The organism is Nisaea sp., from assembly GCF_965216895.1.
Taxonomy (GTDB): domain Bacteria; phylum Pseudomonadota; class Alphaproteobacteria; order Thalassobaculales; family Thalassobaculaceae; genus Nisaea.
Genome location: NZ_OZ244205.1, coordinates 3,862,847 through 3,883,989 on the forward strand (window position 1 = coordinate 3,862,847; position 21,143 = coordinate 3,883,989).

The following is a 21,143-nucleotide window of genomic DNA, read 5'->3' on the forward strand; positions in this document are numbered from 1 at the left end:
TTACAGATTCCCCGTCAAGGGCATGACCGGAGAATCCCTGGAGAGCGTTCCGCTCGAGGCGGGGCGCATGCTCCCCAATGACCGTCGTTTCGGAATCCTGCATGGCGGGGCGGCACGGCGTGCCGAGGCGGGAGACCGCGACTGGAAGCCGAAAGCCAATTTCATGCAACTCGCCCAGGTCGAGAAACTCGCCCAGCTTGAGGCCCGCTTCGAAGATGCGAGCGAGATCCTGCAGATCTGGCGCAAGGGCCGGAACGTCTCCAGCGGCAAACTCACCGACGTCAATGGGCGGACGGTCCTGGAACAGTTCTTCGCTGCCTTCATGGCGAAGGAAAGCCGGGGCCAGCCGCGCATTGTCGAGAGCGGTGAGCAGCCCTATTCCGACGTGAAGGTGCCGTTCGTCTCCATCATCAATCTGGAAAGCGTCCGCGATCTGGAACGCGTCGTCGGCCGCAAGGTCGATCCGCTGCGTTTCCGGGGCAACCTCCTGATCGAGGGCGTACCCGCCTGGGAGGAATTCACCTGGGTCGGCAAGAAAGTGCGAATCGGCGAGGCGGAAGTCAGCGTGGCGGAACGGATCGGCCGCTGCGCGGCGACCAATGTCGACCCGTCGACGGCGGAACGCGATCTCGCTATCCCGCGCGACCTGCAGAACGGATTCGGCCATACTGATTGCGGTATCTATGTCGAAGTCACCGGCGGCGGCGCCGTGACGGTCGGGGACGCGGTCGAGCCGGTCTGACCCGCCTGGCCGGCGCCGGGGCGGATAGTCAATGGAAACGGTCCTGATCCTGCGGAGCCTGGGCACCGGAGACGCGCCGGCGGTGGCCCGTCTGACGGAGCAGCTCGGATACGCGCTTGATCCCGGAGCAGCCGAAGCGCGGATCGCGTCGGTCTTCAACGCCGCGGGACACTACACCGTCGGCGCCTTCGCTGGCGGCTCACTCGTCGGTTTTCTCCATTGTTTCGACCGGCCTTCGATCGAGAAGGGGCGTGCGCTTGTGGTACAGGCGCTGGTTGTCGACAAGAAAGTCCGGGGAACCGGAGCGGGGCGCCGCCTGATGGCGGAGGCGGAGAGACTGGCGCGTGTCCTGGAGTGCACCGCTGTCTCCTTGTCCTCCAGGGACAGCCGCACCGGCGCGCATGCCTTCTACGAGCGGCTCGGCTATCGCATGAGCGCAGGGGACCGTATCTTCACCAAACAGCTTTGATCGCGGCAGGCCCCTGATCAGGGCAAAGAAAAACCGGCCAGCGGTGCCGCTGGCCGGTCTTCTCTGACATTGCTTTCCGGGGCCCGGTCTCAGTCCTCGCCCGCGGGCGGCAGGGCCTGCTCCTCGGGAGGTGCGGCCTTGCGCGGACGACCGCGGCGCCGGACCGGCTTGGCCTCCTCGGCCTGCTCGCCGGCCCCGGCCGACTCGCCGCCGCTTGCTTTCGGCAGGCCGGCTTCGCCAGCGCCGAGCATGGCGCGAAGCGCGGCGTCGTTGTCCGTCTTGCCGGCGCCACCCTCGGAAACGCTGTTGCCCGAAGCGCCGTTGCCGTTACGGCGCCGGCGCGGCGGCCGCGCGGGACGATCCGGTTGGTCGCCCTGTTCGGCGGCTTCGGCATCCTGCCGACGCTCGCTGCGGGTCCGGCGAGGACCCGCCTGCTCGTCATCTGACTGTGGCCGCTGATTGTCGCTGCCGCCTTGCGCATCGCTGTTGCCGTCGCCGTCGTCATCACGCGATTGGACGTCCGGCTGCGCAGCATTGTCCTGCTGCGCGGCAGCTGCCCGGCGCGCCTCGTTCTCTTCGTTGAACATGCTGTAGATGCGGAAATAGTGGTCCGCATGCTGGAAGAGGCTTTCCGCCAGCACGCGATCGCCCGCCGTTGAGGCGTCGCGGGCCAGTGTCAGGTATTTCTCGTAGACCTGATGCGCATTGCCGCGGATCCGGACGTCGGGTCCGTTGCTGTCGAAAGTTTGATTCCTGTTGGGGACATTCGGGCGACGATTGTTGCCGCGACCCCGCCCACGCTTTGAATGGGGACCTTGTCTCATGGTCTGATTCTTTGCCGTTATGTAGGGGAGCCAAATATGGCGCCCGAGCCAAAACACCGATCCACACCGCGTGTGTGATCGAAACATCCGGTCGTCATCGGACGGATAGTTTCCTAGCCGATGCGCTGATCTCTTACCGGGATGGTTTCCCGCAACAGCGTCTGCCCCCTCGGCACCTGTTGCATGACAGGGAGACTAACGGTTCAAGTCGGCCATTCCAAGTTCTAAATCCCGCAATAGAAGAGGGCATATTATCGCGATGGGTTAGGTTCTCCGCACCAAAATGCATCTCTGAATGCCGGCGAGGTCGTTCCGAAATCCGTAAACGGTGAGCCCGGCCGTCCGCATGATGCGTGCTACATCCTGACCCTGACCTTCCCCGAATTCGAGCAAGGCAATACCGTTTTCGGCAAGCAGGAAATCCAAGCTTTCCGATATGTTACGGTAAGCATCCAGTCCGTCTACGCCGCCGTCCAGCGCCCCCATCGGGTCATGAATTCGCACCTCCGGTTGCAGGGACTCAATCTCCGATGTCGGGATGTAGGGAGGGTTTGAAACGACGATGTCGAACAGACCGTTCACCTCGGAAGCCCATGAGGAACAGATCATTCGTGCGCGGTCGGAAAGACATAGTTTCTCGGCATTTCGGGCGGCGACGGAGATGCACTCGGGATCGATATCCACGCCCGTGCCCGACGCATTCGGAAATTCGCTGAGGGCGGCGAGGAGCAGGCAGCCGGTGCCCGTTCCGAGGTCGAGGATACGAAGCGGGGCGGACCGGTCCGGGAAGATCTCCCGGAGCGCGTCGATCAGGGTCTCGCTGTCCGGGCGGGGATCGAGCGTCGCCGGGGACAGCTCGAACTCGAGACTCCAGAACTCGCGGCTGCCGAGGATGCGCGAGACCGGTTCGCCGGCACATCGGCGCCCCAGCAGGGCCTCGAAACGGGCAGCCTGCGCAGCCGGAATAACCTCGTCCTCGCGCCCATGCAGCCGTCCGCTCTCGCCCAATGCGAAGGCGAGCAGCAGGCGGGCGTCGAGGCGCGGCGAGTCGGCGCCGGAATCGGCGAGACGGCGTGTCGCGGCGGTGATCAGCGCACCGACATTGTGGGCGAGCTTGGATGGCATCAGGAGAGGGCGGCGAGGCGGGCCGCTTCGTCCTCGGCGGTCAGCGCGTCGATCAGTTCGTCCAGCGCCTCGCCCGCGATCACCTTGTCGATCTTGTAGAGTGTCAGGTTGATGCGGTGGTCGGTGACCCGTCCCTGGGGAAAGTTGTAGGTGCGGATACGCTCCGAACGATCGCCGCTGCCGACCTGGCCCTTGCGGTCGGCCGCGCGTTCATCCGCAAGGCGCTGGCGCTCGTGATCGTAGAGCCGGGCACGGAGAATCTTCATCGCCTTCGCGCGGTTCTTGTGCTGCGACTTCTCGTCCTGCTGCGAGACCACGATGCCGGACGGCAGGTGGGTGATGCGCACCGCGCTCTCTGTCGTGTTCACGTGCTGGCCGCCGGCGCCGCTGGCGCGGAATACGTCGATCCGCAGATCCTTTTCCTCGATGTCGAGGTCGACATCCTCGGCTTCGGGAAGAACGGCCACGGTCGCGGCCGAGGTGTGAATGCGTCCGCCGGATTCCGTCACCGGTACGCGCTGCACCCGGTGCACGCCGGACTCGAACTTGAGGCGGGCGAAGACAGAACGCCCGCTGATCTCGGCGATCGCTTCCTTGTAGCCGCCGATATCGTTCTCCGAAATCTCCATAATCTCGAACTTCCAGCCGTTCTGGGCGGCGTAGCGCTGGTACATGCCGAATAGGTCGCTGGCGAACAGCGCGGCCTCGTCGCCGCCGGTGCCGGCGCGGACTTCGAGGATCGCGTTCTTCTCGTCGGCCTCGTCCTTCGGCAGCAGCAGGATCTGGACCTCGCGCTCCAGCGCCGGAAGTTCCTTCTCCAGGCGTTCGATCTCCTCGGTCGCCATGTCCTCCATGTCGGGGTCCCCGAGCAGACCGCGCGCATCCTCGAGCTCCCTGCGCATATCCTTGAGCATGGTGACCTTCTCCGCCACGGGAGCGAGTTCGGACAACTCCCGGGAGAGTTTCGCGATATCCTGCGAGGCAACGCCGTCGCCTGAAGCCAGGATCGCTTCCAGTTCCCTGTGTCGGGCGAGCACCCGTTCGAGATTGGCCTGCAGGCTCACTCGTCTTCTCCTTGTTCCTCATCGAGACCGAACAGTTCCACCAGGATGGCGATCGTCCGGTCGTCAAGTGTCTCGGTCGCGGCGAGGCGCCGCAGATGTTCCGACGGCGCGTGCAGGATACGCTTCAGGAGCAGCCGCGTAGCGTCTTCCGCGGTCAGATTCGGCTGGTCCTCGTGCAGAGCCGCCCGCATCGCTTCGAGATGCTCGCGGAGGCGCACGATGGCCGGCGCCGCGGTCCGCCCGCTCTGCGCCGAAAGGAAACGTGCGACGGCCGCATCCACCAGCGCGCGTGCCCGGTCGGCTTCAGCCCGGCGGGCGTTCTTGCCCTCGGTGGCCGTGCGCTCCAGGTCTTCCAGGTCGAAGAGAAACGCCTCGTCGATCCGGTTGACGGCCGGATCGATATCCGGCGGTACCGACAGATCGACCAGGAACATCGGGCGGTAGCGGCGCTTCTGCAAGGCGTTTTCGACCATTTCCGCGCTCAGCACGGTCCGGCCCTCGCCAGCCGCTGCGATGACGATATCGGCATCGGTAAGCGCTGCGGACAATTCTCCGAACGGGCGGTGGTGCGCCTCGAGAAGCTTTGCAGTCGCCTGTGCCCGCCGGTCGATCCGGTCGATGACGGTGACCGGTGTGCCGTGTCCGTCATGCAGTTGTCCGGCGAGAATCAGCCCGAGTTCTCCGGACCCGAGCAGTAGCGACCGTGTTCGCTCGAGTGCGCCGTGAACGTCTCTCGCGACGGCGAGCGCGGCGGCGGCGATGGAGACTGGACCTTCGGCGATCCGTGTTTCCCGCCGGACCTGCCGCGCCGCCTCGAATGCGGCGCTCATGGTCGCGTCGATCAGTGGACCGGAGGATTTCAGGCTGCGGGCAAGACGGTGACCGGCCCGCATCTGCCCGAGGATCTGCGGTTCTCCGATCACCTGGCTGTCAAGCGAGGCGGCAACCCGGAAGAGATGGGCGACGGCGTCGCCGCCGACATGGCGATAGAGCAGCGGCTCCAGCAGGGCCGGATCGAGCCCGACGGGTGCGCAGAGGATCTTCGCGATCACGCTGCGCGCTTCCTCGGGGTTGGGAAACACGCCCGCGACTTCGACCCGGTCGCAGGTCGAGAGCGGCATGGCCTCCTCGACCCCGAAGACCCTGAGCGAACGCAGCACAACCGGCAATTCCTCGTCGGCGACGAAGAGCTGTTCGCGGATTGCGTCGGGGCACGTCCGGTGGTTGACGCCGACGACGGCGAAACGGTGCAGGTCCTGAAAGAGCGGGAAAGCGGTGCGATCCGCCAAAGCCGGGCCTCGCTAGACCTCGGCTTTGAGATGGTCCCCGATTTTGTCCAGCGCGATTTCGGTCTGGGTCCCTGAATCCAGGTCCCGGACGGTCGCGACGCCGCTTTCGAGTTCCGTCTCGCCGAGTATGACGGCGTGGCTGGCACCGAGTCTGTTGGCCCGCTTCATGCGTTTTCCAAGATTGCCCGAATAGCCCATTTCGACAGTAAGGCCGGCTTTGCGCAAGTCATGGCTGAGCTTGATGGCCGCGATCGAGGCCTCTTCACCGACCGGGATCACGGCAATCGGGCGCGCCGGAGCCGCCGGTGCCTCGATCATCATCGCAATCCGCTCGATACCGGCAGCCCAGCCGACACCGGGGGTCGAGGGACCGCCCATGGTCTCGACGAGCCCGTCATAGCGTCCGCCGGCCATCACGGTACCCTGGGCGCCGAGGCGGTCGGTCACGAACTCGTAGGCGGTGTGGCAGTAATAGTCGAGACCGCGCACCAGCCGGTCGTTCTGCCGATAGGGAATGCCGACGGCATCGAGCCCGGCCTTTACCGTTCCGTAGAAATCCCGACTAGCGGAATTCAGGTAGTCTCCGAAGGAGGGAGCGTTCGCAACGATCGCACGGTCGCCCTCGTCCTTGCTGTCGAGGATGCGCAGCGGGTTGACCTCGAGGCGGCGCAGGCTGTCCTCGGAAAGACCGTCCTTGTGGTCCATCAGATACCCGACCAGGGCCGCGCGGTAGGCCGCCCGGCTCTCGGTGTCCCCGAGCGTGTTCAGTTCCAGCACGACGCCTTCAAAGATCCCGAGCGCATCCAGAATGTCGGCGCCGACGGTGACGACCTCGATATCGGCCTGCGGCGCAGGGACGCCAAGCAGCTCGACGCCGATCTGGTGGAACTGCCGCTGGCGGCCCTTCTGCGGGCGCTCGTAGCGGAACATCGGGCCCTGATAGAAGAGCTTCAGCGGCAGATCCTGGCTGAGGCCGCCGGAAATCAGCGCGCGCGCCACCCCGGCGGTGCCTTCCGGACGCAGGGTGATGGTCTCCCCGCCGCGGTCGGTGAAGCTGTACATTTCCTTCGAGACCACGTCCGAGGTTTCCCCGAGCGTGCGCGCAAACACTTCTGTGAACTCGAAAATCGGCGTCTGTATCTCGTTGAAACCGTAGCGCGCTGCCGTCGCGAGGGCGGTCTCGACCACATGGCGATGCCGCCGCGCGTCCTCGCCGAGAAGGTCGTGGGTGCCGCGAACGGGTTGCAACTTCGCCATGGGTTCAGTCCTTTCAAACGCGCCCGCGGCGTGATGCGCGCGGGCGGCTCGGTTTATGCCGCGAAATCGTCTCGGATTCAAACGGATGCGGTGTCTTCAGACGCTGAAACCGGATACCCGGGTCAGGACGCGGCCGGCGAAACCGCGATGGGGTCCTTTTCGGCGGCCAGTTCTTTCTCGATTTCCGCCGCCTTTTCCTCAACCAGCGAGACCAGGTGGTCGACGATGCTCTCGTCCTTCAGCCGGTGGTGGGGCAGGCCGGCGATATAGACCTGATGCGTGCCCTTGCCGCCGCCGGTGAAGCCGATATCCGTTTCCCGCGCCTCGCCCGGGCCGTTCACCACGCAGCCGATCACCGAGAGGGTCATCGGCGTGGTGATGTGCGAGAGCCGCTGCTCCAGGACTTCGACCGTCTTGATGACGTCGAACTGCTGGCGCGCGCAGGACGGGCAGGAGATCACATTCACGCCGCGGTGCCGCAGGTTGAGCGACTTCAGGATATCGAAGCCCACCTTCACCTCGTCCACCGGGTCGGACGAGAGGGAAACGCGGATCGTGTCGCCGATCCCGCTCCAGAGCAGCATGCCCATGCCGATGGAGCTCTTGACCGAGCCGATGCGGAATCCGCCGGCCTCGGTGATGCCAAGGTGCAGGGGGTAGTCGCAGGCATCGGCCAGCCCCTGATAGGCGGCGACGGCGAGGAAGACATCGGACGCCTTGACGCTGATCTTGGTCTCAAAGAAATCGTTGTCCTCGAGGATCTTCAGATGATCGAGCGCGCTCTCCACCATGGCCTCGGGACAGGGCTCGCCGTATTTCTCCAGAAGATGCTTCTCGAGGCTGCCGGCATTCACGCCGACGCGGATCGAACAGCCGTGATCCTTGGCCGCCTTCACCACCTCGCGGACCCGGTCGGCGCTGCCGATATTACCGGGATTGATTCGCAGGCAGGCGGCGCCGGCTTCCGCCGCTTCGATGGCGCGTTTGTAGTGGAAATGGATGTCGGCCACGATCGGCACCGGACTCGCCCTGACGATTTCCGGCATCGCGGCGGTCGAGTCCTCGTCCGGGCAGGAGACCCGCACGATGTCGGCGCCGGCATCGGCGCAGGCCTGGATCTGCGCGATCGTCGCCCTGGCATCGGCGGTCAGGGTGTTCGTCATGGTCTGCACGGTGATCGGGGCATCGCCGCCGACCGGCACGTTGCCGACGCGGATCCGGCGGGATTTGCGCCGGTGGATGTCGCGGTAGGGCCGCACGCTCATGGGATCTTCCGCTCGCTTTCTGAGGCTCTCTGCGAGATGGCGTTTGGGGTCTTATAAAGCAAGGAGGCGCCGCGGGTAAACGGCGCCTTCATGACGATTGCAGCAGGATCGAGGATCAGTCCGATGCCGTATAGCTCAGCAGAGATTCGTCGAGCGGGATGTTGCGGGCGATCTTTCCGAACGGGCCGAGGCTCGGGGCTTCGGCGCCGTTGATCGAAATCTTCAGGGCGCCGGCATTGCCTGTGAACAGCTTCAGTCCATTGCGCACCGGGACCTCGTAGGCCTCGCCCTTTCGCAGGATCCGGGTCAGAAGAGGGGCCGCGTCCTCGCCGCGTACCTGCACCCAGCTGTCATCCGTCGCGCTGATGACGATACGCGGACCTTCATTCGATGCGGCGGGCACCGGCTCCGGTTTGGAAACGATGGCAGCGGCTTCCGCATCGACGGCGGATTGTGACGTGCTGCGCGAGACTTCGGGAACGGCCGGAATGTCGCTCGCGGGCGCGGCGGAGGCCGCCGCCGGGGCGCTGGCCAACTCGGTCGGCGCGTTGACCTCGGGCTCGGCCGGTGCTGCCGTTTCAACGGCCGCCGCCGTATCCGTCACCGGATCGGCGACCGGGACCGACGGTTGGTTCTCCGTCTTCACGCCTACCGGTGCCGCGGGTGCTGCCGACGCCGCTTGCGTCGTGCCGTCGGTTGCTGCCGCGCCATTGTCAATCGCGGGTGTGGGAGTCTCAGGCGTCTCGACCCGGACCGGTTCGTTTGCCGCGGCGGTTACCGCCCGGGTTTCCGCTTCTGTCGCTTCGGTCGCGGACGGCGCCGCGGGCTCGGGCACGGCGGCGACCTGCGGCTGTTCCGCCGGCATTTCGGCCGTTTTAACTCCCGCCGGCGGCGTGGTGTCCGGCAAACGTGTCGTGCGCGTCGTGTCCGGCGTCGTTTCGGTCATGGGCTCCGGAGCGTTGATCGCCGGTTCCTCGAGCAGGAAGGCGAGACGGTCCGGGATGGTCGGCGTCAGGTCGGAAACCGTGGTTTCCGAGGTCGAGAAATAATACCAGCCGCCATAGCTGAGAGCCGCAAGCAGGACACCGACGAACATCAGGGCTCCGCCGGGGACTTTCCCTTCCGGAGCGGGCGACGGGAAGGTTAGCTGGGTCGGTTCCTGGAGCTTCTTCGCCTCGGCCTTGAATTCTGTGATCAGTTTTTCGGCATCGAGGCCGACGAGCTGGCTGTAGCTCCGCACGTAGCCGATCGCATAGGTCAGGCCGGGCAGATTGTCGAAATCGCCGGTTTCCAGCGCTTCAAGGTAGCTGAGCTGAATACGCAACTGCTGAGAGACGTCCCGCAGGGTGAGGTCTCGCTCCATGCGGCCGCGTCGCAGCAGCATTCCGACCGCGGAACCGGGCTCACCTTCGGCCATCGGTTCAAAGTCGGAGTTCAATGCTTTGATTCTACTGTCGTCTGAGACAAGAGGTTTCGACGCGACGAGTTTCGGCGCCACCGGCTCGGGCGTGACGCTCACGGCTTTTGACTTGTCGGCATCTTCGATATGCCGGAGTCTCAACTTCGCCTTTGTGCTCATCTCATCCACGACCTAATTGCCCGCGAATATTTCATCCGCCTGACCGCGCTATTTCTGGAGCGACTACTGAGTAAAACTCGCAGAGGCACCACGGAGTAACCAGGCTCTGAGAGCCAAGGTAGATTAAATTGTCTAATGAATCAACGTTCTATTCGAATTTTTCGAACTTAAGACTTAGGCGGGTATCTGATGATCTCGCGCAAACGCCTTGAGATGCTCCACAAGACGGCCTTCCCGTGATTTCAATAAATTAGACACAAATGTTTGCAGTTCAGTGTAATTGACTGCTCTTACTGTCTCTTTTACGGGGCCAATAGAGGCCGAAGCCATGGAAAGCCGGCGGTAGCCTATCCCCATCAGGGCAAGCGCGCCGATTCTCGATCCCGCCATCTCCCCGCAAAGAGTCAAAGGCTTATCCATTTCATCGCAGGCGTCGGCGATCTGTTTCAGCAGCCGCAGAAACGGTACGGAAACAGCATCGTATCGATGTGTCACCCGCTGGTCGCCACGGTCTGCCGCGAAGAAGAACTGCTGCAGGTCGTTGCTGCCGACTGAAAGGAAATCGACCCGTTTCAAGATCTCGGGAAGTTGCCATGCAAGGGACGGTACTTCGAGCATGCTGCCGAGGCGCAGGTCTTGCGGCAGGGGCTCGCCGTGACGGGTCGCCCGCTCAAGCTCGCGATCGAGGATCGCCCGCGCGGCGTCGAATTCGGCGACGGTCGAAACCATCGGGAACATGAGGTCGACAGGGGCGCCGGCCGCGGCCCGGAAAATGGCGCGCAGCTGATTCCTGAGCAGGCTGGGATGGTCGACCGAGATCCGGAGCGAGCGCCAGCCGAGCGCGGGGTTGTCTCCCGGATCGTGGTCGAAGGCCTGGATATGCTTGTCCCCTCCGGCATCCAGAGTGCGGAACGTGACCTGGCGTCCGCTCGCCACGTCCAGCACCCGCCGGTAGACGTCCGTCTGCTGCTCGACATCCGGAATGTCACGGCGAACCATGAACGGGATCTCGGTCCGGTAGAGTCCGATCCCGGCTGCGCCGGTGACCTCGAGTTGCTGCAGGTCGAACATCAGCCCGACATTGAGCAGGAGCGAGACATCGACGCCGTCCAGGGTGCGCGCCGGGAGGTCGCGCAGGGCCTGATAGCGGGCCTTGGTCTCGGCACGGGCTCTCAGGCCGGCATGAAAATACTCCTGCACGTCCTCCGTCGGCCGCAGCAGGACCTGGTTGTTGTCGGCGTCGACAATCAGGCGGTCCCCGGGATTGGCCTCGCTGAGCAGGCCGGGGATGCTTCCGAGAACCGGGATGTCGAGCGCGCGGGCCACGATCGCCACATGGGCGGTCGCGGAGCCTTCCTCGAGCACGAGGCCGGTCAGGTTGTGACGGTCGTATTCCAGAAGTTCGGCCGGGCCCATGGAGCGGGCAACGACGACATAGGGCTGATCCTCGGCGATCGCCGCCGCGTCTCCGTTTTCTTCCTCTCCCGCGAGCTTTGCGAGCAGTCGGTTCGCGAGGTCCTCGAAGTCCGCGAGGCGCTCGCGGAGATAGGGATTCTGCACCGATCCGAGCCGTGCCCGCATGTCCGCGCGGGCCCGTTGCACCGCCGCTTCTGCGGTCAGCCCGTTATCGATGGCGTCGTTCATCCGCGTGAGCCAGCCCCGGTCATGCGCGATCATGCGGAAGGTCTCAAGTACGTCCCGGTGTTCGCCGACCTCGGCGAGGTCGGGCGCCGCGAGCAGCGTGTCGATGCGATCGCGGACTTCGCGCATGGCGGTTTCGAGCCGCTCTTTCTCGACCGCCGGGTTATCGGCGACGACGCGGCGGATGGCCGCGCTCTGCTGGTGGAAATAGGCGACGCCGATCCCGATCCCGGGAGCCACCGTCTGGCCGGCAAGGCGAAGTGGCGCGTCATGCCTGGCGTCCTGTTCGCCGAACACGCCGTTGGCGAGCAGTTCGGCCAGCACCATGGCGAAGGTTTCGAGGGTCTCGATCTCTTCGTCGGAATATTGCCGCCGGGACCGGTTCTGGACCACGAGCACGCCCAGGACCCGGTCCGCGCGCATCACGGGCACGCCGGCAAGCGACTGGTATATCTCCTCGCCGGTTTCCGGCCGGTAGGCGAATTTCGGGTGCGACTGTGCGTCCGAGAGGGCGATCGACTGCGCCCGCGCGGCGATATCGCCGACGAGACCTTCGCCGAAATGCATCAGGGTGCGATGGACGGCGTCCTTGTTGAGGCCCTCGGTCGCGCAGAGTTCGAGCAGATTGTCGGCGCGGCGGACATAGATCGAGCACACCTCCGCCGCCATGTCGGCGGCGATGATGGAGGTGATGCTGTCGAGGCGGTCCTGCGGCGCGCGTGCCTCCGCCATCACGTCGCGCAGGCGGCGCAACATGGAGCGGGAGTTGCGGCCGAAGCCGCTATGCTCGACCGCCGCCGTCATGGGTCAGCTTGCCGGCGGGCCGTCGAGGCCGTAGGCGGTATGAAGGGCGCGGACTGCAAGCTCGGTATATTCGGCGGCGATCAGGACGCTGACCTTGATTTCCGAAGTCGAGATCACCTGGATGTTGATTCCCTTGTCGGAAAGCGTCCGGAACATGGTCTTGGCGATGCCCGGCTGCGAGCGCATCCCGACGCCGACGACGGAGACCTTGGCGACGTTCGGGTCGGCGTTGATTTCCCGGAAACCGAGTTCGTCGCGCAGTTTCTCCAGCACCTGGCTGGCGCGCTCCAGATCGGCTTTTCCGATCGTGAAGGTCATGTCGGTGGTATTGCCGTCTTCGGTCACGTTCTGGACGATCATGTCCACGTTGACCGCCGCATCGGCAAGGCTGCCGAAGATGGAAGCGGCGACGCCCGGGCGGTCCGGCACGTGACGCACGGTGACTTTGGCCTCTTCCGGGCTATAGGCGATGCCGCTGACGACTTGATGTTCCACGATCTCATCCTCATCACAGACCAGGGTGCCCGGAGCGTCGACGAAGCTCGAAAGCACCTGCAGCCTGACATTGTTCCGCATGGCGAGCGCGACGGAGCGCGTCTCCAGTACCTTGGCCCCCTGCGAGGCCAGTTCCAGCATTTCCTCGTAGGTGATCTTCTCGATCTTGCGCGCGGAGGGCACGATCCGCGGGTTTGTCGTGTAGACTCCGTCCACGTCGGTATAGATGTCGCAGCGGTCCGCGTTCAACGCCGCCGCGACGGCGACCGCCGTCGTGTCGGAACCGCCACGGCCCAGCGTGGTGATCCTGTTGTCCGGGCCGATACCCTGGAAACCGGCCAGCACCGCGACCTGATCCTGTCCGAAGCGCTTCACGATCTCGGCGGTCTCGATACCCTCGATGCGTGCCTTGCTGTGCACGCCGTCCGTCTTGAACGGCAATTGCCAGCCGAGCCAGGAGCGGGCGTTGATGCCGAGATTCTGCAGCGCCATGGCGAGCAGACCGCTCGTCACCTGCTCGCCGGTCGCGACGATGGTGTCGTATTCCCGCGCGTCATGCAGCACACTCATCTCGCGGGCATAGCCGACGAGCTGGTTTGTGACGCCGGCCATGGCCGAGACGACGACCGCAACCTCGTTGCCCGCGTCGACTTCCTTTTTCACCCGGAGCGCCACATTTCTGATGCGCTCAATGTCGGCGACCGACGTGCCGCCGAACTTTTGCACGATACGCGCCATTTCGTTCCGCTTTTCAGGAGTGTACCCCAATGCCCAATACCGGAACGCGAACATTCCTAACGGCCCCGGGCGAGGCTATACATACCGATACGCCGCATCCCGGGCAAGCGCGGGTTCCGGCAAGGTATCGGAGCATCCATGATTGAAAAGAATATGGCCAGGAGCACGATAGACCCTGAAGATGTCCGAAGGTTCTCCGCGGTGGCGGAGGAATGGTGGGACATGCGCGGGCCGTTCGCGCCTTTGCACAAGTTCACGCCGGTCCGCCTCGAACTTATTCGCGAATGGATGGGCGATCACTTCGCGCGGGAGGACAGCGCCGCGACTCCGTTCGCCGGCCTGGACATGCTGGATATCGGCTGCGGCGGCGGATTGCTGTCCGAGCCGCTCACGAGGCTGGGCGCGGCGATGACCGGGATTGACGCGGAAGAGAAAACCATCCGCACCGCGGCGCTGCATGCGGCCGAGGGCGGACTTGACATCGATTACCGTGTCTCGCTCGCGGAATCGCTGGCTGGAGAAATGCCGGAGGCCTTCGATGCGGTTGTCGCGTCGGAAGTGATCGAGCATGTCGCGGATCCGGCGCTGTTCGCCGCCTCGCTCGCCAGGCTCGTCAGGCCGGGCGGCGCGGTCTTCGTCACCACTCTGAACCGGACCGGAAAGTCGTTGCTCTTCGGAAAGTTCGCAGCCGAATATCTCCTGCGCTGGGTGCCGCCGGGGACCCATGACTGGCGGCAATTCCTGACGCCGGACGAACTGCGCGGCCTGCTGATCGATGCGGGGCTGACGGTGGTGGAGCAAACCGGCATTCGGTTCGACCCGTTGGCCGACAGCTTTTCCAGGTCGTCCGATCTCTCGATCAATTATGCGATGTTCGCTGTGAAACCGGCGATCGCCGGTTAGGCGTCGCCCTTCGGCACCCAGGGGATCGGCGCGAACTCGATGCCCTCTTCCCGCAGGGCCTGCGCCTCGGACGGAGTGGTCTCCCCGTAGATGCCGTGTGAGTCCGTCTCGCCGTAGTGGATCTTGCGCGCCTCTTCGGCGAATTCCTTGCCGACATAGTCGAACTTGCTTTCGACTTCCTTGCGCAGCGCGATGAGCTTTTCACGCATGGCCGCCATTTCCGGAGTCATCTGGCTGGCTGCCGTCATCTCCGGTTCCGCGGCCACGCTCTTCTTCTTCGAACTCGTGACATTGGGGGCCATCAGCGCCTTGGCGACGGAGGTGGAGCCGCAGGTCGGGCAGGCCAGAAGACCCGCCTCCGCCTGCTTGTCGTAGGCGGCACTGTCCGGGAACCAGGCATCGAAACTGTGGTCGGTGTCGCAGCGCAGTCGGTATTTGATCATCCAACAGATCCAGTCATGTCCTGTCAGTATGAAATAGCATGTGGTCGAAATAGTGTAATAATTGCTAATTGGCCAGTGTGTCGTTGCGCGGGAGACACATTATGAGCGAGACGGACGGCAGGACGCTGGGGCAACGTGATGCCGCGCATCACCTGCATCCCTTCACCGACAACCGGGAACTCGAAGCCTCGGGCGGCGCCACCGTGATCGACCGAGGCGAAGGCTGCTATCTCTGGGACGATCAGGGGCACCGCTATCTCGACGCGCTTGCAGGTCTCTGGTGCGTCAATGTCGGCTACGGCCGCAAGGAACTCGCCGAAGTGGCCGCCCGGCAGATGGAACGGCTGGCCTATTACAACACCTTCTTCAACACGACCACCGGCCCGACCGCAGAGCTCGCGGAATTCCTGGCGGCGCTGATGCCGGGACATCTCAACACGGCGCTTTTCGCCAATTCGGGCTCGGAGGTCTGCGACAGCGCGATCCGTCTCGCCCGCTATTACTGGCAGCAGGCCGGCAAGCCGCGAAAGCGGATCGTGATCGGCCGGGAGGAGGGATACCACGGCTCGACTCTTGCCGCGCTCAGTGCCGGCGGGATCGGCGTCATGCATGCCCAGGGGGGAACCGGCCTCCCCGATTTCGCCCATATCGAGGCTCCCTATCAGTTTCTGCACGGTCACGGCCTGCCGGAAACGGCGTTCGCTACGCAGGCGGCGCAGGCGCTTGAGCGGAAGATCGGGGAACTCGGCGCGGAGAATGTCGCGCTTTTCATCTGCGAGCCGATCCAGGGTGCGGGCGGGCTGATCTTTCCGCCGGAAGGCTATCTCGCCGAGGTGCAGCGGATCTGCCAGCGCCATGACGTGCTGTTTGCGCTGGACGAGGTGATCAGTGCCTTCGGCAGGCTCGGCGCCTGGTCGGCGGCCGAGCTGTACGGCCTCAGCCCGGATTTCATCACTTTGGCAAAAGGGCTTTCCTCGGGATACCAGCCGATTTCCGCGCTGATGGTCTCCGATCCGGTCGCCGAGGTGTTGCGGGATGCTGAGGGCGGCCTCGCGCACGGTTTCACCTATTCGGGGCATCCCGTCGCTGCGGCCGTCGCGCTGGAAAACCTGGCGATCCTGAAGCGCGAAGGGCTGGTCGAGCGGGTGCGCGACGATATCGGTCCCTATTTCTGCTCCGCGCTGGCCCGGCTCGCGGATCACCCGCTGGTCGGGGAGGTGCGCGGGCGCGGGCTGCTCGGCGCCGTGGAACTCATCCAGGACAAGGCGGGGCATCAATTCTTCGACCCGCCGGGCGTTGTCGCGGCGGTCTGCCGGGAGAATCTACGGGCGCGCGGGATTATCGTGCGCGCCGTGCGGGACACGCTGCTGCTCGCGCCGCCCTTTATCGTCACCAGGAAGCAGGTCGACGACATCGTCGATACGCTGGAGGCGGCGCTCGAGGACATCCGGAACGAACTCGGCATTATCGCCGAGGACCAGAAACTGGCCGAGGCGGTACAGGAGGCCGACAAGCCGCTTGCCGGGCGGGTCGCGCTGGTGACCGGTGCCTCGCGCGGGATCGGTGCCGAGGTCGCGAGAACCTTCGCCCGGGCCGGGGCGACCGTCCTGACCGTCGCCAGGGACGCCGCGGCGCTGGAATCCCGGCGGACGGAGATCGAGGCCGAGGGCGGTCGTGCCGTACCGGTGGCCGCGGATCTGGCACGGCGGGACGGCACGGCGGAAGCGGCCCTGATGGCCGAGATCGAGCGGCAGGGCGGACGGCTCGACATTCTGGTTCTGAATGCGGCGCTGCTCGGCGAACTCGAACCGCTCGCGACTCTCGAATCCGCGGTCTGGGACGAGGTGACGGCGGTCAATCTGACGGCGCCGTTCCGGCTTCTGCGGCTGTTTCACCCCTTCCTCGCCTTCTCCGATGCGGGGCGCTGCATCTTCGTCACCTCCGGCGCGGCGCGCGGCGCGCATGGCGACTGGAGCGCCTACGCGGCGAGCAAGGCGGGGCTGGAGGCGATGATGCGGGCCTATGCCGCCGAGAACCGGAAATTCGGACTCAGAGTCAACACGGTCGATCCGGGGGCGATGCAGACCGGGATGCGGGCTTCGGCCTTTCCCGACGAAGACCCCGGCTCCGTCACGCCGGTCGCGGCCGCCGGCCCGGTCTTCCTCCGTCTCGCGGTGCCGGAGTGCGGTTTCTCAGGGGCGATCGTTCCGGTGGTGACGTCCGCCGAGGCCGCGCAATGACCTCTGTCGGTTCAACCGTGGAGCCGACGGCCAGGCCGTCCGAATGGGTCATGCGTTTCGCTGAACGGGTATCGCGGGATGCCGAGGTGCTGGATGTGGCCTGTGGCGCCGGCCGGCACGGCCGCTTTTTCCGGGCACGCGGAAACCCGGTGGTGATGCTCGATAAGGATATTTCGCGCGTCGCCGACATGGCGGCGGATGCGAAAGTGGAACTCGTGGCCTCGGATCTCGAGACCGGACGTCCCTGGCCGCTGAAGACCCGGACCTTCGGGTGCGTGGTCGTGACCAACTACCTTCACCGTCCTGCCATGCGCGACATCATCGGTGCGGTCGAGCCGGGCGGTATCCTGATCTACGAGACATTCGCCGTGGGGAACGAGGCCTACGGGAAGCCGTCGAATCCGGATTATCTCCTGCATCGCGAAGAACTGCTGATCCTGTGTCGCCCGGAACTGAGGGTCGTGGCGTTCGAGGACCTGACGGTCAGCGCGCCGCGCCCCGCCTGCGTCCAGAGGATCGCAGCCGTCAGGGATGCGGTCGAGAAAGCGACTCTCTAGCGCGGACGCATCCGGCCGACCGGCCGGGACGACATCCATAATTGAAAAACTTCCGGTGACCGGGAGTCGGATTGCAGTCGCGTTTCTTGTCACATACGATCTGGTGCGGCGTCTCAATGGAAGCCGCCGGATCCGTGGCTCTGAAATCGTCGTCACGGCGGTCGGTCCGCGGTGTGAAAAAGAGCAGGGGAGTTGGCCAGCGACGGTCCGTTGTAGCGAAAAATCGTCTTCGACCGTCCATAGCCACGGCGCATGGCAACGCCGAAGGAGGGGGTCATGATCTTGGATTTCAGGCCAGAACGGCGTGCAGGATCGGGTGAACGAGTGGACACGGTATTGCGGGGGTTGAGAGCCTACTGGGAGTTCTCGCGTACAGACGCGCCGCTGCCGCTATCGGAACATCTTTTCCTGTCTGATCTGGTCGATGAGATGCCTCACGTGGTTCTCGCGTATCACGACAATCAACGCTTTCAGGTTGAATTTGCAGGTGAAGCTGCGGCCGATCTGCTCGGCGGTAGCCCGATCGGCGCAACGACAGGTCCCAACGGTGGTCTGCCACCGGCCTTGGCCCGTTGCATCAGGCGGTCCGCGGAGCGTCGCGAACCGGTGGTCTCGACGGCGGCGGGGTTTCGGATCATCTGCCTCCCGTTCGGCGCGGTCAGCGGCGACGTCGACCTGGTCCTGGCCGGCCTCGCCGAAGTGGCGATGCTGGAAACCGGCGGAACGGTCGTCTCGCTGATGCGCTGACGCCGGGGCGAGAGGCCCCTGGCATCGGGCTCACTTCAGATCTTGCCGTGGCACTGCTTGTATTTTTTCCCGGATCCGCACGGGCAGGGCGCGTTGCGCGGAACCTTGCCCCAGGTGGCGGGGTCGTTGGGATCGATCGTTGCGGCGCTTTGCCGGCTGCGCACCATGGTCTCGCCGTCTTCGCCGTCCGAAGCGCCGCCCGCGGAGAGTGCCGGGTCTTCACGGCCCTCGTGCATCTCCCGCTCCGCCCGTTCGGAGGCCATGCGCGCTTCGATCTCTTCCGGTGATGCCTGCACGCGGATTTCGAGATGCGAGAGCACGCCGGTCACGGACTGCCTTAGACCGGTCAGCATGCCGTCGAACAGGTTGAAGGCCTCGCGCTTGTATTCGTTCAGCGGATCCTTCTGCGCGTAGGCCCGCAGGTTGATGCCCTGGCGCAGGTGATCGAGCGAGAGCAGGTGCTCCTTCCACTGTTGGTCCAGGATCTGCAGCAGCAGGCTCTTCTCGGCCATCCGCATGACCTCGGGACCGTAATTGGCCGCCTTCTGCGCCATCGCATTGTCGGAGGCCTTGGTGATGCGCTCGAGGATCTCCTGGTCCGCGATGCCTTCCTCTTCGGCCCAGTCCTTCACCGGAAGGTCGAGGGCGAGAAGCCTGAGGCACTCCTCGTGCAGCGCCGGGATGTCCCACTGTTCGGAATAGGCGCCTTCCGGGATGCAGCGCGACACGACATCCTCGATCACCTCGTGGCGCATGTCGGCGATCGTCGCGGCGACTTCCGGCGCGCGCATGATGTCCTTGCGCTGCTCGAAGATCACCTTGCGCTGGTCGTTCATGACATCGTCATACTTGAGCAGCTGTTTGCGGATCTCGAAGTTCCGAGCCTCGACCTTCTGCTGCGCCTTCTCCAGCGCCTTGTTGATCCAGCTGTGGACGATCGCCTCGCCCTTCTCCAGGCCGAGCTTCTGCAGCATGCCGTCCATGCGCTCGGAGCCGAAGATGCGCATCAGATCGTCTTCCAGCGAGAGGAAGAACTTGGACGCGCCCGGGTCGCCCTGGCGACCGGAGCGGCCGCGCAGCTGGTTGTCGATCCGGCGGCTCTCGTGCCGTTCGGTGCCGATGACGTACAGACCGCCGGCATCCAGCGCCTGTTTCCTTGCGGTCTCGACTTCGCCGCGGATGGTCTCGGCCTTGGCCGGATCCGGATCCTCGCCGAGCTCCAGCAGGATCCGCATGTCGGCATTGCCGCCGAGCTGGATGTCGGTGCCGCGGCCCGCCATGTTGGTGGCGATGGTCACCGCGCCCGGCTGGCCGGCCTGGGCGATGATGGTGGCTTCCTGCTCGTGGAAGCGCGCGTTCAGCACCTGGTGCGGGATCTTGCGCTTCTGCATCAGCTCGGCGAGCAGTTCCGACTTCTCGATCGAGACGGTGCCGACCAGCACCGGCTGGCCTTTCGCGCGGCACTCCCCGATCGTGTCGATGATCGCCTCCCACTTCTCTTCCGCGGTCCGGTAGACCTCGTCGTCGTGGTCCTTGCGGGCGATGTCCACATTGGTCGGGATCTCGACGACCTCGAGCTTGTAGATCTCGGCGAACTCGGTCGCCTCGGTCATCGCCGTGCCGGTCATGCCGGCGAGCTTCGGATAGAGGCGGAAATAGTTCTGGAAGGTGATCGAGGCCAGGGTCTGGTTCTCGTTCTGGATCGTCACGCCTTCCTTGGCTTCGAGCGCCTGGTGCAGGCCCTCGGAATAGCGCCGGCCTTCCATCGCACGCCCGGTGAACTCGTCGATGATGACGACCTTGTCGTCCTTGACGATGTAGTCCGTGTCCCTGGAGAAGAGATGATGCGCGCGCAGGGCCTGGTTGGCGTGATGCACGAGCGAGACGTTGCCGATGTCGTAGAGCCCGCCTTCCTGCAGCATGCCCGCCTCGCGCAGCAGGGTCTCGATATGTTCCTGGCCCGCCTCGGTGAAGGCGACGGTGCGCTGCTTCTCGTCTTTCTCGTAGTCTTCGGGGACGAGACCGGGGATCACGGCATTCATGGCGGTGTAGATCGCGGAGCTGTCCTCGGCCGGACCCGAGATGATCAGCGGCGTGCGCGCCTCGTCGATCAGAATGGAGTCGACCTCGTCCACGATCGCGAAATTGAAGTCGCGCTGGACCATGTCTTCCAGGCGGAACTTCATGTTGTCGCGCAGATAGTCGAAGCCGAATTCGTTGTTGGTGCCGTAAGTGACGTCGGCGGCGTAGGCCGCCTTGCGTTCGGCATCCGTCAGCCCGTGCACGATGCAGCCGGTCGTGAGGCCGAGGAACTCGTAGACCTGTCCCATCCAGGCGGCGTCGCGCTTGGCGAGGTAGTCGTTCACGGTGACGACGTGGACGCCCTTGCCTTCGATCGCGTTCAGATAGACCGCGAGGGTGGCGACGAGGGTCTTGCCCTCGCCGGTCTTCATCTCGGAGATGCGGCCCTGGTGCAGCACCATGCCGCCGAGCAGCTGGACGTCGAAATGCCGCTGTCCGAGCGTGCGCTTGGCGGCTTCACGGACAGTCGCGAAGGCTTCCGGCAGGATGTCGTCGAGGGTCTCTCCGGCCTTCAGCCGCTCCCGGAACATGTCGGTCCTGGCCGCGAGCGCCGCGTCGTCGAGCGCCGCGACGTCCGGCTCGAGGGCGTTGATCTCGTCAACGGTCTTCTGCAGGCGTTTGAGTGTCCGCTCGTTTTCCGAGCCGAAGATGGCCTTGGCGAGTGCGCCGAACATGCCGACCTCTGATATGGAAACAGGTGTCCGGTCTCGGACCGGGTGGCTGACAGATAGGGGGTCGCGCAATTCCTGTCAACGCAGGCGAGCCACTCCGGGGCATGTGGAACCTGGCCCTTGAAACGCTCGGGTGAAACTCGTTCTGCAATCTCATGAAGGATTGAAACTATCATTAATTTCGATTAAAATTTTGTGTGTCGCGTAG

17 protein-coding genes are annotated in these 21,143 nt (G+C 64.7%); 6 read left to right on the forward strand and 11 right to left on the reverse strand.

Translation table 11 applies throughout. From position 1 onward, the window contains the following. The first annotated feature begins 22 nt into the window (after positions 1–22). Positions 23–742: an MOSC domain-containing protein gene (locus tag ACOOE1_RS18405; protein ID WP_420403664.1), complete on the forward strand. Its 720-nt coding sequence runs from the start codon at positions 23–25 to the stop codon at positions 740–742. A gap of 31 nt (positions 743–773) precedes the next feature. Further along, complete coding sequence (locus ACOOE1_RS18410) at positions 774–1,211, forward strand: GNAT family N-acetyltransferase (protein WP_420403665.1); 438 nt, start codon at positions 774–776, stop codon at positions 1,209–1,211. Positions 1,212–1,300: 89 nt separating this feature from the next. On the opposite strand, the gene ACOOE1_RS18415 is transcribed toward ACOOE1_RS18410, so the two are convergent. The 9 genes from ACOOE1_RS18415 to ACOOE1_RS18455 form a co-directional block, all read right to left on the reverse strand. Further along, positions 1,301–2,035 carry a DUF4167 domain-containing protein gene (locus tag ACOOE1_RS18415; protein WP_420403666.1) on the reverse strand — a complete coding sequence of 245 codons (735 nt, stop codon included), beginning with the start codon at positions 2,033–2,035 and terminating at the stop codon, positions 1,301–1,303. A 264-nt stretch (positions 2,036–2,299) separates the two neighbouring features. Further along, the gene (gene prmC, locus ACOOE1_RS18420; protein ID WP_420403667.1) at positions 2,300–3,160 is read right to left on the reverse strand and encodes a peptide chain release factor N(5)-glutamine methyltransferase; all 861 of its coding nucleotides are present in this window, start codon (positions 3,158–3,160) and stop codon (positions 2,300–2,302) included. Then, a complete protein-coding gene (gene prfA / locus ACOOE1_RS18425; protein ID WP_420403668.1) occupies positions 3,160–4,224 on the reverse strand; it encodes a peptide chain release factor 1 in 1,065 nt (354 codons plus the stop codon). Before prfA ends, prmC begins: the two co-directional genes overlap by 1 nt. Next, entirely contained in the window at positions 4,221–5,513 is a 1,293-nt protein-coding gene (gene hemA, locus ACOOE1_RS18430; RefSeq protein ID WP_420403669.1) for a glutamyl-tRNA reductase, read from the reverse strand. The genes prfA and hemA overlap by 4 nt, the downstream gene beginning before the upstream one ends. 12 nt (positions 5,514–5,525) lie before the next feature. Continuing rightward, positions 5,526–6,770: a histidine--tRNA ligase gene (gene hisS / locus ACOOE1_RS18435; protein WP_420403670.1), complete on the reverse strand. Its 1,245-nt coding sequence runs from the start codon at positions 6,768–6,770 to the stop codon at positions 5,526–5,528. A gap of 122 nt (positions 6,771–6,892) precedes the next feature. After that, on the reverse strand, positions 6,893–8,035 hold the full coding sequence (ispG, locus tag ACOOE1_RS18440) for a flavodoxin-dependent (E)-4-hydroxy-3-methylbut-2-enyl-diphosphate synthase (RefSeq protein WP_420403671.1): 1,143 nt from the start codon (positions 8,033–8,035) through the stop codon (positions 6,893–6,895). 115 nt (positions 8,036–8,150) lie between these two features. Beyond that, positions 8,151–9,614, reverse strand: coding sequence for a RodZ domain-containing protein (locus tag ACOOE1_RS18445; RefSeq protein WP_420403672.1), 1,464 nt, complete (start codon positions 9,612–9,614; stop codon positions 8,151–8,153). A 174-nt stretch (positions 9,615–9,788) separates the two neighbouring features. Then, positions 9,789–12,059 (reverse strand): phosphoenolpyruvate--protein phosphotransferase, encoded by a 2,271-nt coding sequence (gene ptsP, locus ACOOE1_RS18450; RefSeq protein ID WP_420403673.1) that lies wholly within the window; start codon positions 12,057–12,059, stop codon positions 9,789–9,791. A 3-nt stretch (positions 12,060–12,062) separates the two neighbouring features. Then, on the reverse strand, positions 12,063–13,292 hold the full coding sequence (locus tag ACOOE1_RS18455; RefSeq protein ID WP_420403674.1) for an aspartate kinase: 1,230 nt from the start codon (positions 13,290–13,292) through the stop codon (positions 12,063–12,065). Positions 13,293–13,430: 138 nt separating this feature from the next. Here ACOOE1_RS18455 and ubiG point away from each other — a divergent pair, with 138 nt between their 5' ends. Then, positions 13,431–14,195 (forward strand): bifunctional 2-polyprenyl-6-hydroxyphenol methylase/3-demethylubiquinol 3-O-methyltransferase UbiG, encoded by a 765-nt coding sequence (ubiG, locus tag ACOOE1_RS18460; protein WP_420403675.1) that lies wholly within the window; start codon positions 13,431–13,433, stop codon positions 14,193–14,195. On the opposite strand, the gene ACOOE1_RS18465 is transcribed toward ubiG, so the two are convergent. Then, positions 14,192–14,638, reverse strand: coding sequence for a DUF1178 family protein (locus ACOOE1_RS18465; protein ID WP_420403676.1), 447 nt, complete (start codon positions 14,636–14,638; stop codon positions 14,192–14,194). The genes ubiG and ACOOE1_RS18465 overlap by 4 nt on opposite strands. 101 nt (positions 14,639–14,739) lie before the next feature. On the opposite strand from ACOOE1_RS18465, the gene ACOOE1_RS18470 reads away from it, so the two are divergent. From ACOOE1_RS18470 to ACOOE1_RS18480, 3 genes are all read left to right on the forward strand, one after another. After that, positions 14,740–16,878, forward strand: a complete 2,139-nt coding sequence (locus tag ACOOE1_RS18470) for an aminotransferase (RefSeq protein WP_420403677.1) — start codon at positions 14,740–14,742, stop codon at positions 16,876–16,878. Continuing rightward, positions 16,875–17,435: a class I SAM-dependent methyltransferase gene (locus ACOOE1_RS18475; RefSeq protein WP_420403678.1), complete on the forward strand. Its 561-nt coding sequence runs from the start codon at positions 16,875–16,877 to the stop codon at positions 17,433–17,435. The genes ACOOE1_RS18470 and ACOOE1_RS18475 overlap by 4 nt, the downstream gene beginning before the upstream one ends. A gap of 276 nt (positions 17,436–17,711) precedes the next feature. After that, a complete protein-coding gene (locus ACOOE1_RS18480; RefSeq protein ID WP_420403679.1) occupies positions 17,712–18,182 on the forward strand; it encodes a hypothetical protein in 471 nt (156 codons plus the stop codon). A gap of 35 nt (positions 18,183–18,217) precedes the next feature. Here ACOOE1_RS18480 and secA read toward each other — a convergent pair whose 3' ends face one another. After that, positions 18,218–20,938 (reverse strand): preprotein translocase subunit SecA, encoded by a 2,721-nt coding sequence (gene secA / locus ACOOE1_RS18485; protein WP_420403680.1) that lies wholly within the window; start codon positions 20,936–20,938, stop codon positions 18,218–18,220. Positions 20,939–21,143: the final 205 nt, after the last annotated feature.

Bases quoted from the DNA above. Each gene is read 5' to 3' on its own strand.
- ACOOE1_RS18405 (WP_420403664.1), top strand. From the start codon at position 23: ATGACCGGAGAATCCCTGGAGAGCGTTCCGCTCGAGGCGGGGCGCATG.
- ACOOE1_RS18410 (WP_420403665.1), top strand. From the start codon at position 774: ATGGAAACGGTCCTGATCCTGCGGAGCCTGGGCACCGGAGACGCGCCG.
- ACOOE1_RS18415 (WP_420403666.1), bottom strand. From the start codon at position 2,035: ATGAGACAAGGTCCCCATTCAAAGCGTGGGCGGGGTCGCGGCAACAAT.
- prmC (WP_420403667.1), bottom strand. From the start codon at position 3,160: ATGCCATCCAAGCTCGCCCACAATGTCGGTGCGCTGATCACCGCCGCG.
- hisS (WP_420403670.1), bottom strand. From the start codon at position 6,770: ATGGCGAAGTTGCAACCCGTTCGCGGCACCCACGACCTTCTCGGCGAG.
- ispG (WP_420403671.1), bottom strand. From the start codon at position 8,035: ATGAGCGTGCGGCCCTACCGCGACATCCACCGGCGCAAATCCCGCCGG.
- ACOOE1_RS18445 (WP_420403672.1), bottom strand. From the start codon at position 9,614: ATGAGCACAAAGGCGAAGTTGAGACTCCGGCATATCGAAGATGCCGAC.
- ptsP (WP_420403673.1), bottom strand. From the start codon at position 12,059: ATGACGGCGGCGGTCGAGCATAGCGGCTTCGGCCGCAACTCCCGCTCC.
- ACOOE1_RS18455 (WP_420403674.1), bottom strand. From the start codon at position 13,292: ATGGCGCGTATCGTGCAAAAGTTCGGCGGCACGTCGGTCGCCGACATT.
- ubiG (WP_420403675.1), top strand. From the start codon at position 13,431: ATGATTGAAAAGAATATGGCCAGGAGCACGATAGACCCTGAAGATGTC.
- ACOOE1_RS18465 (WP_420403676.1), bottom strand. From the start codon at position 14,638: ATGATCAAATACCGACTGCGCTGCGACACCGACCACAGTTTCGATGCC.
- ACOOE1_RS18470 (WP_420403677.1), top strand. From the start codon at position 14,740: ATGAGCGAGACGGACGGCAGGACGCTGGGGCAACGTGATGCCGCGCAT.
- ACOOE1_RS18475 (WP_420403678.1), top strand. From the start codon at position 16,875: ATGACCTCTGTCGGTTCAACCGTGGAGCCGACGGCCAGGCCGTCCGAA.
- ACOOE1_RS18480 (WP_420403679.1), top strand. From the start codon at position 17,712: ATGATCTTGGATTTCAGGCCAGAACGGCGTGCAGGATCGGGTGAACGA.
- secA (WP_420403680.1), bottom strand. From the start codon at position 20,938: ATGTTCGGCGCACTCGCCAAGGCCATCTTCGGCTCGGAAAACGAGCGG.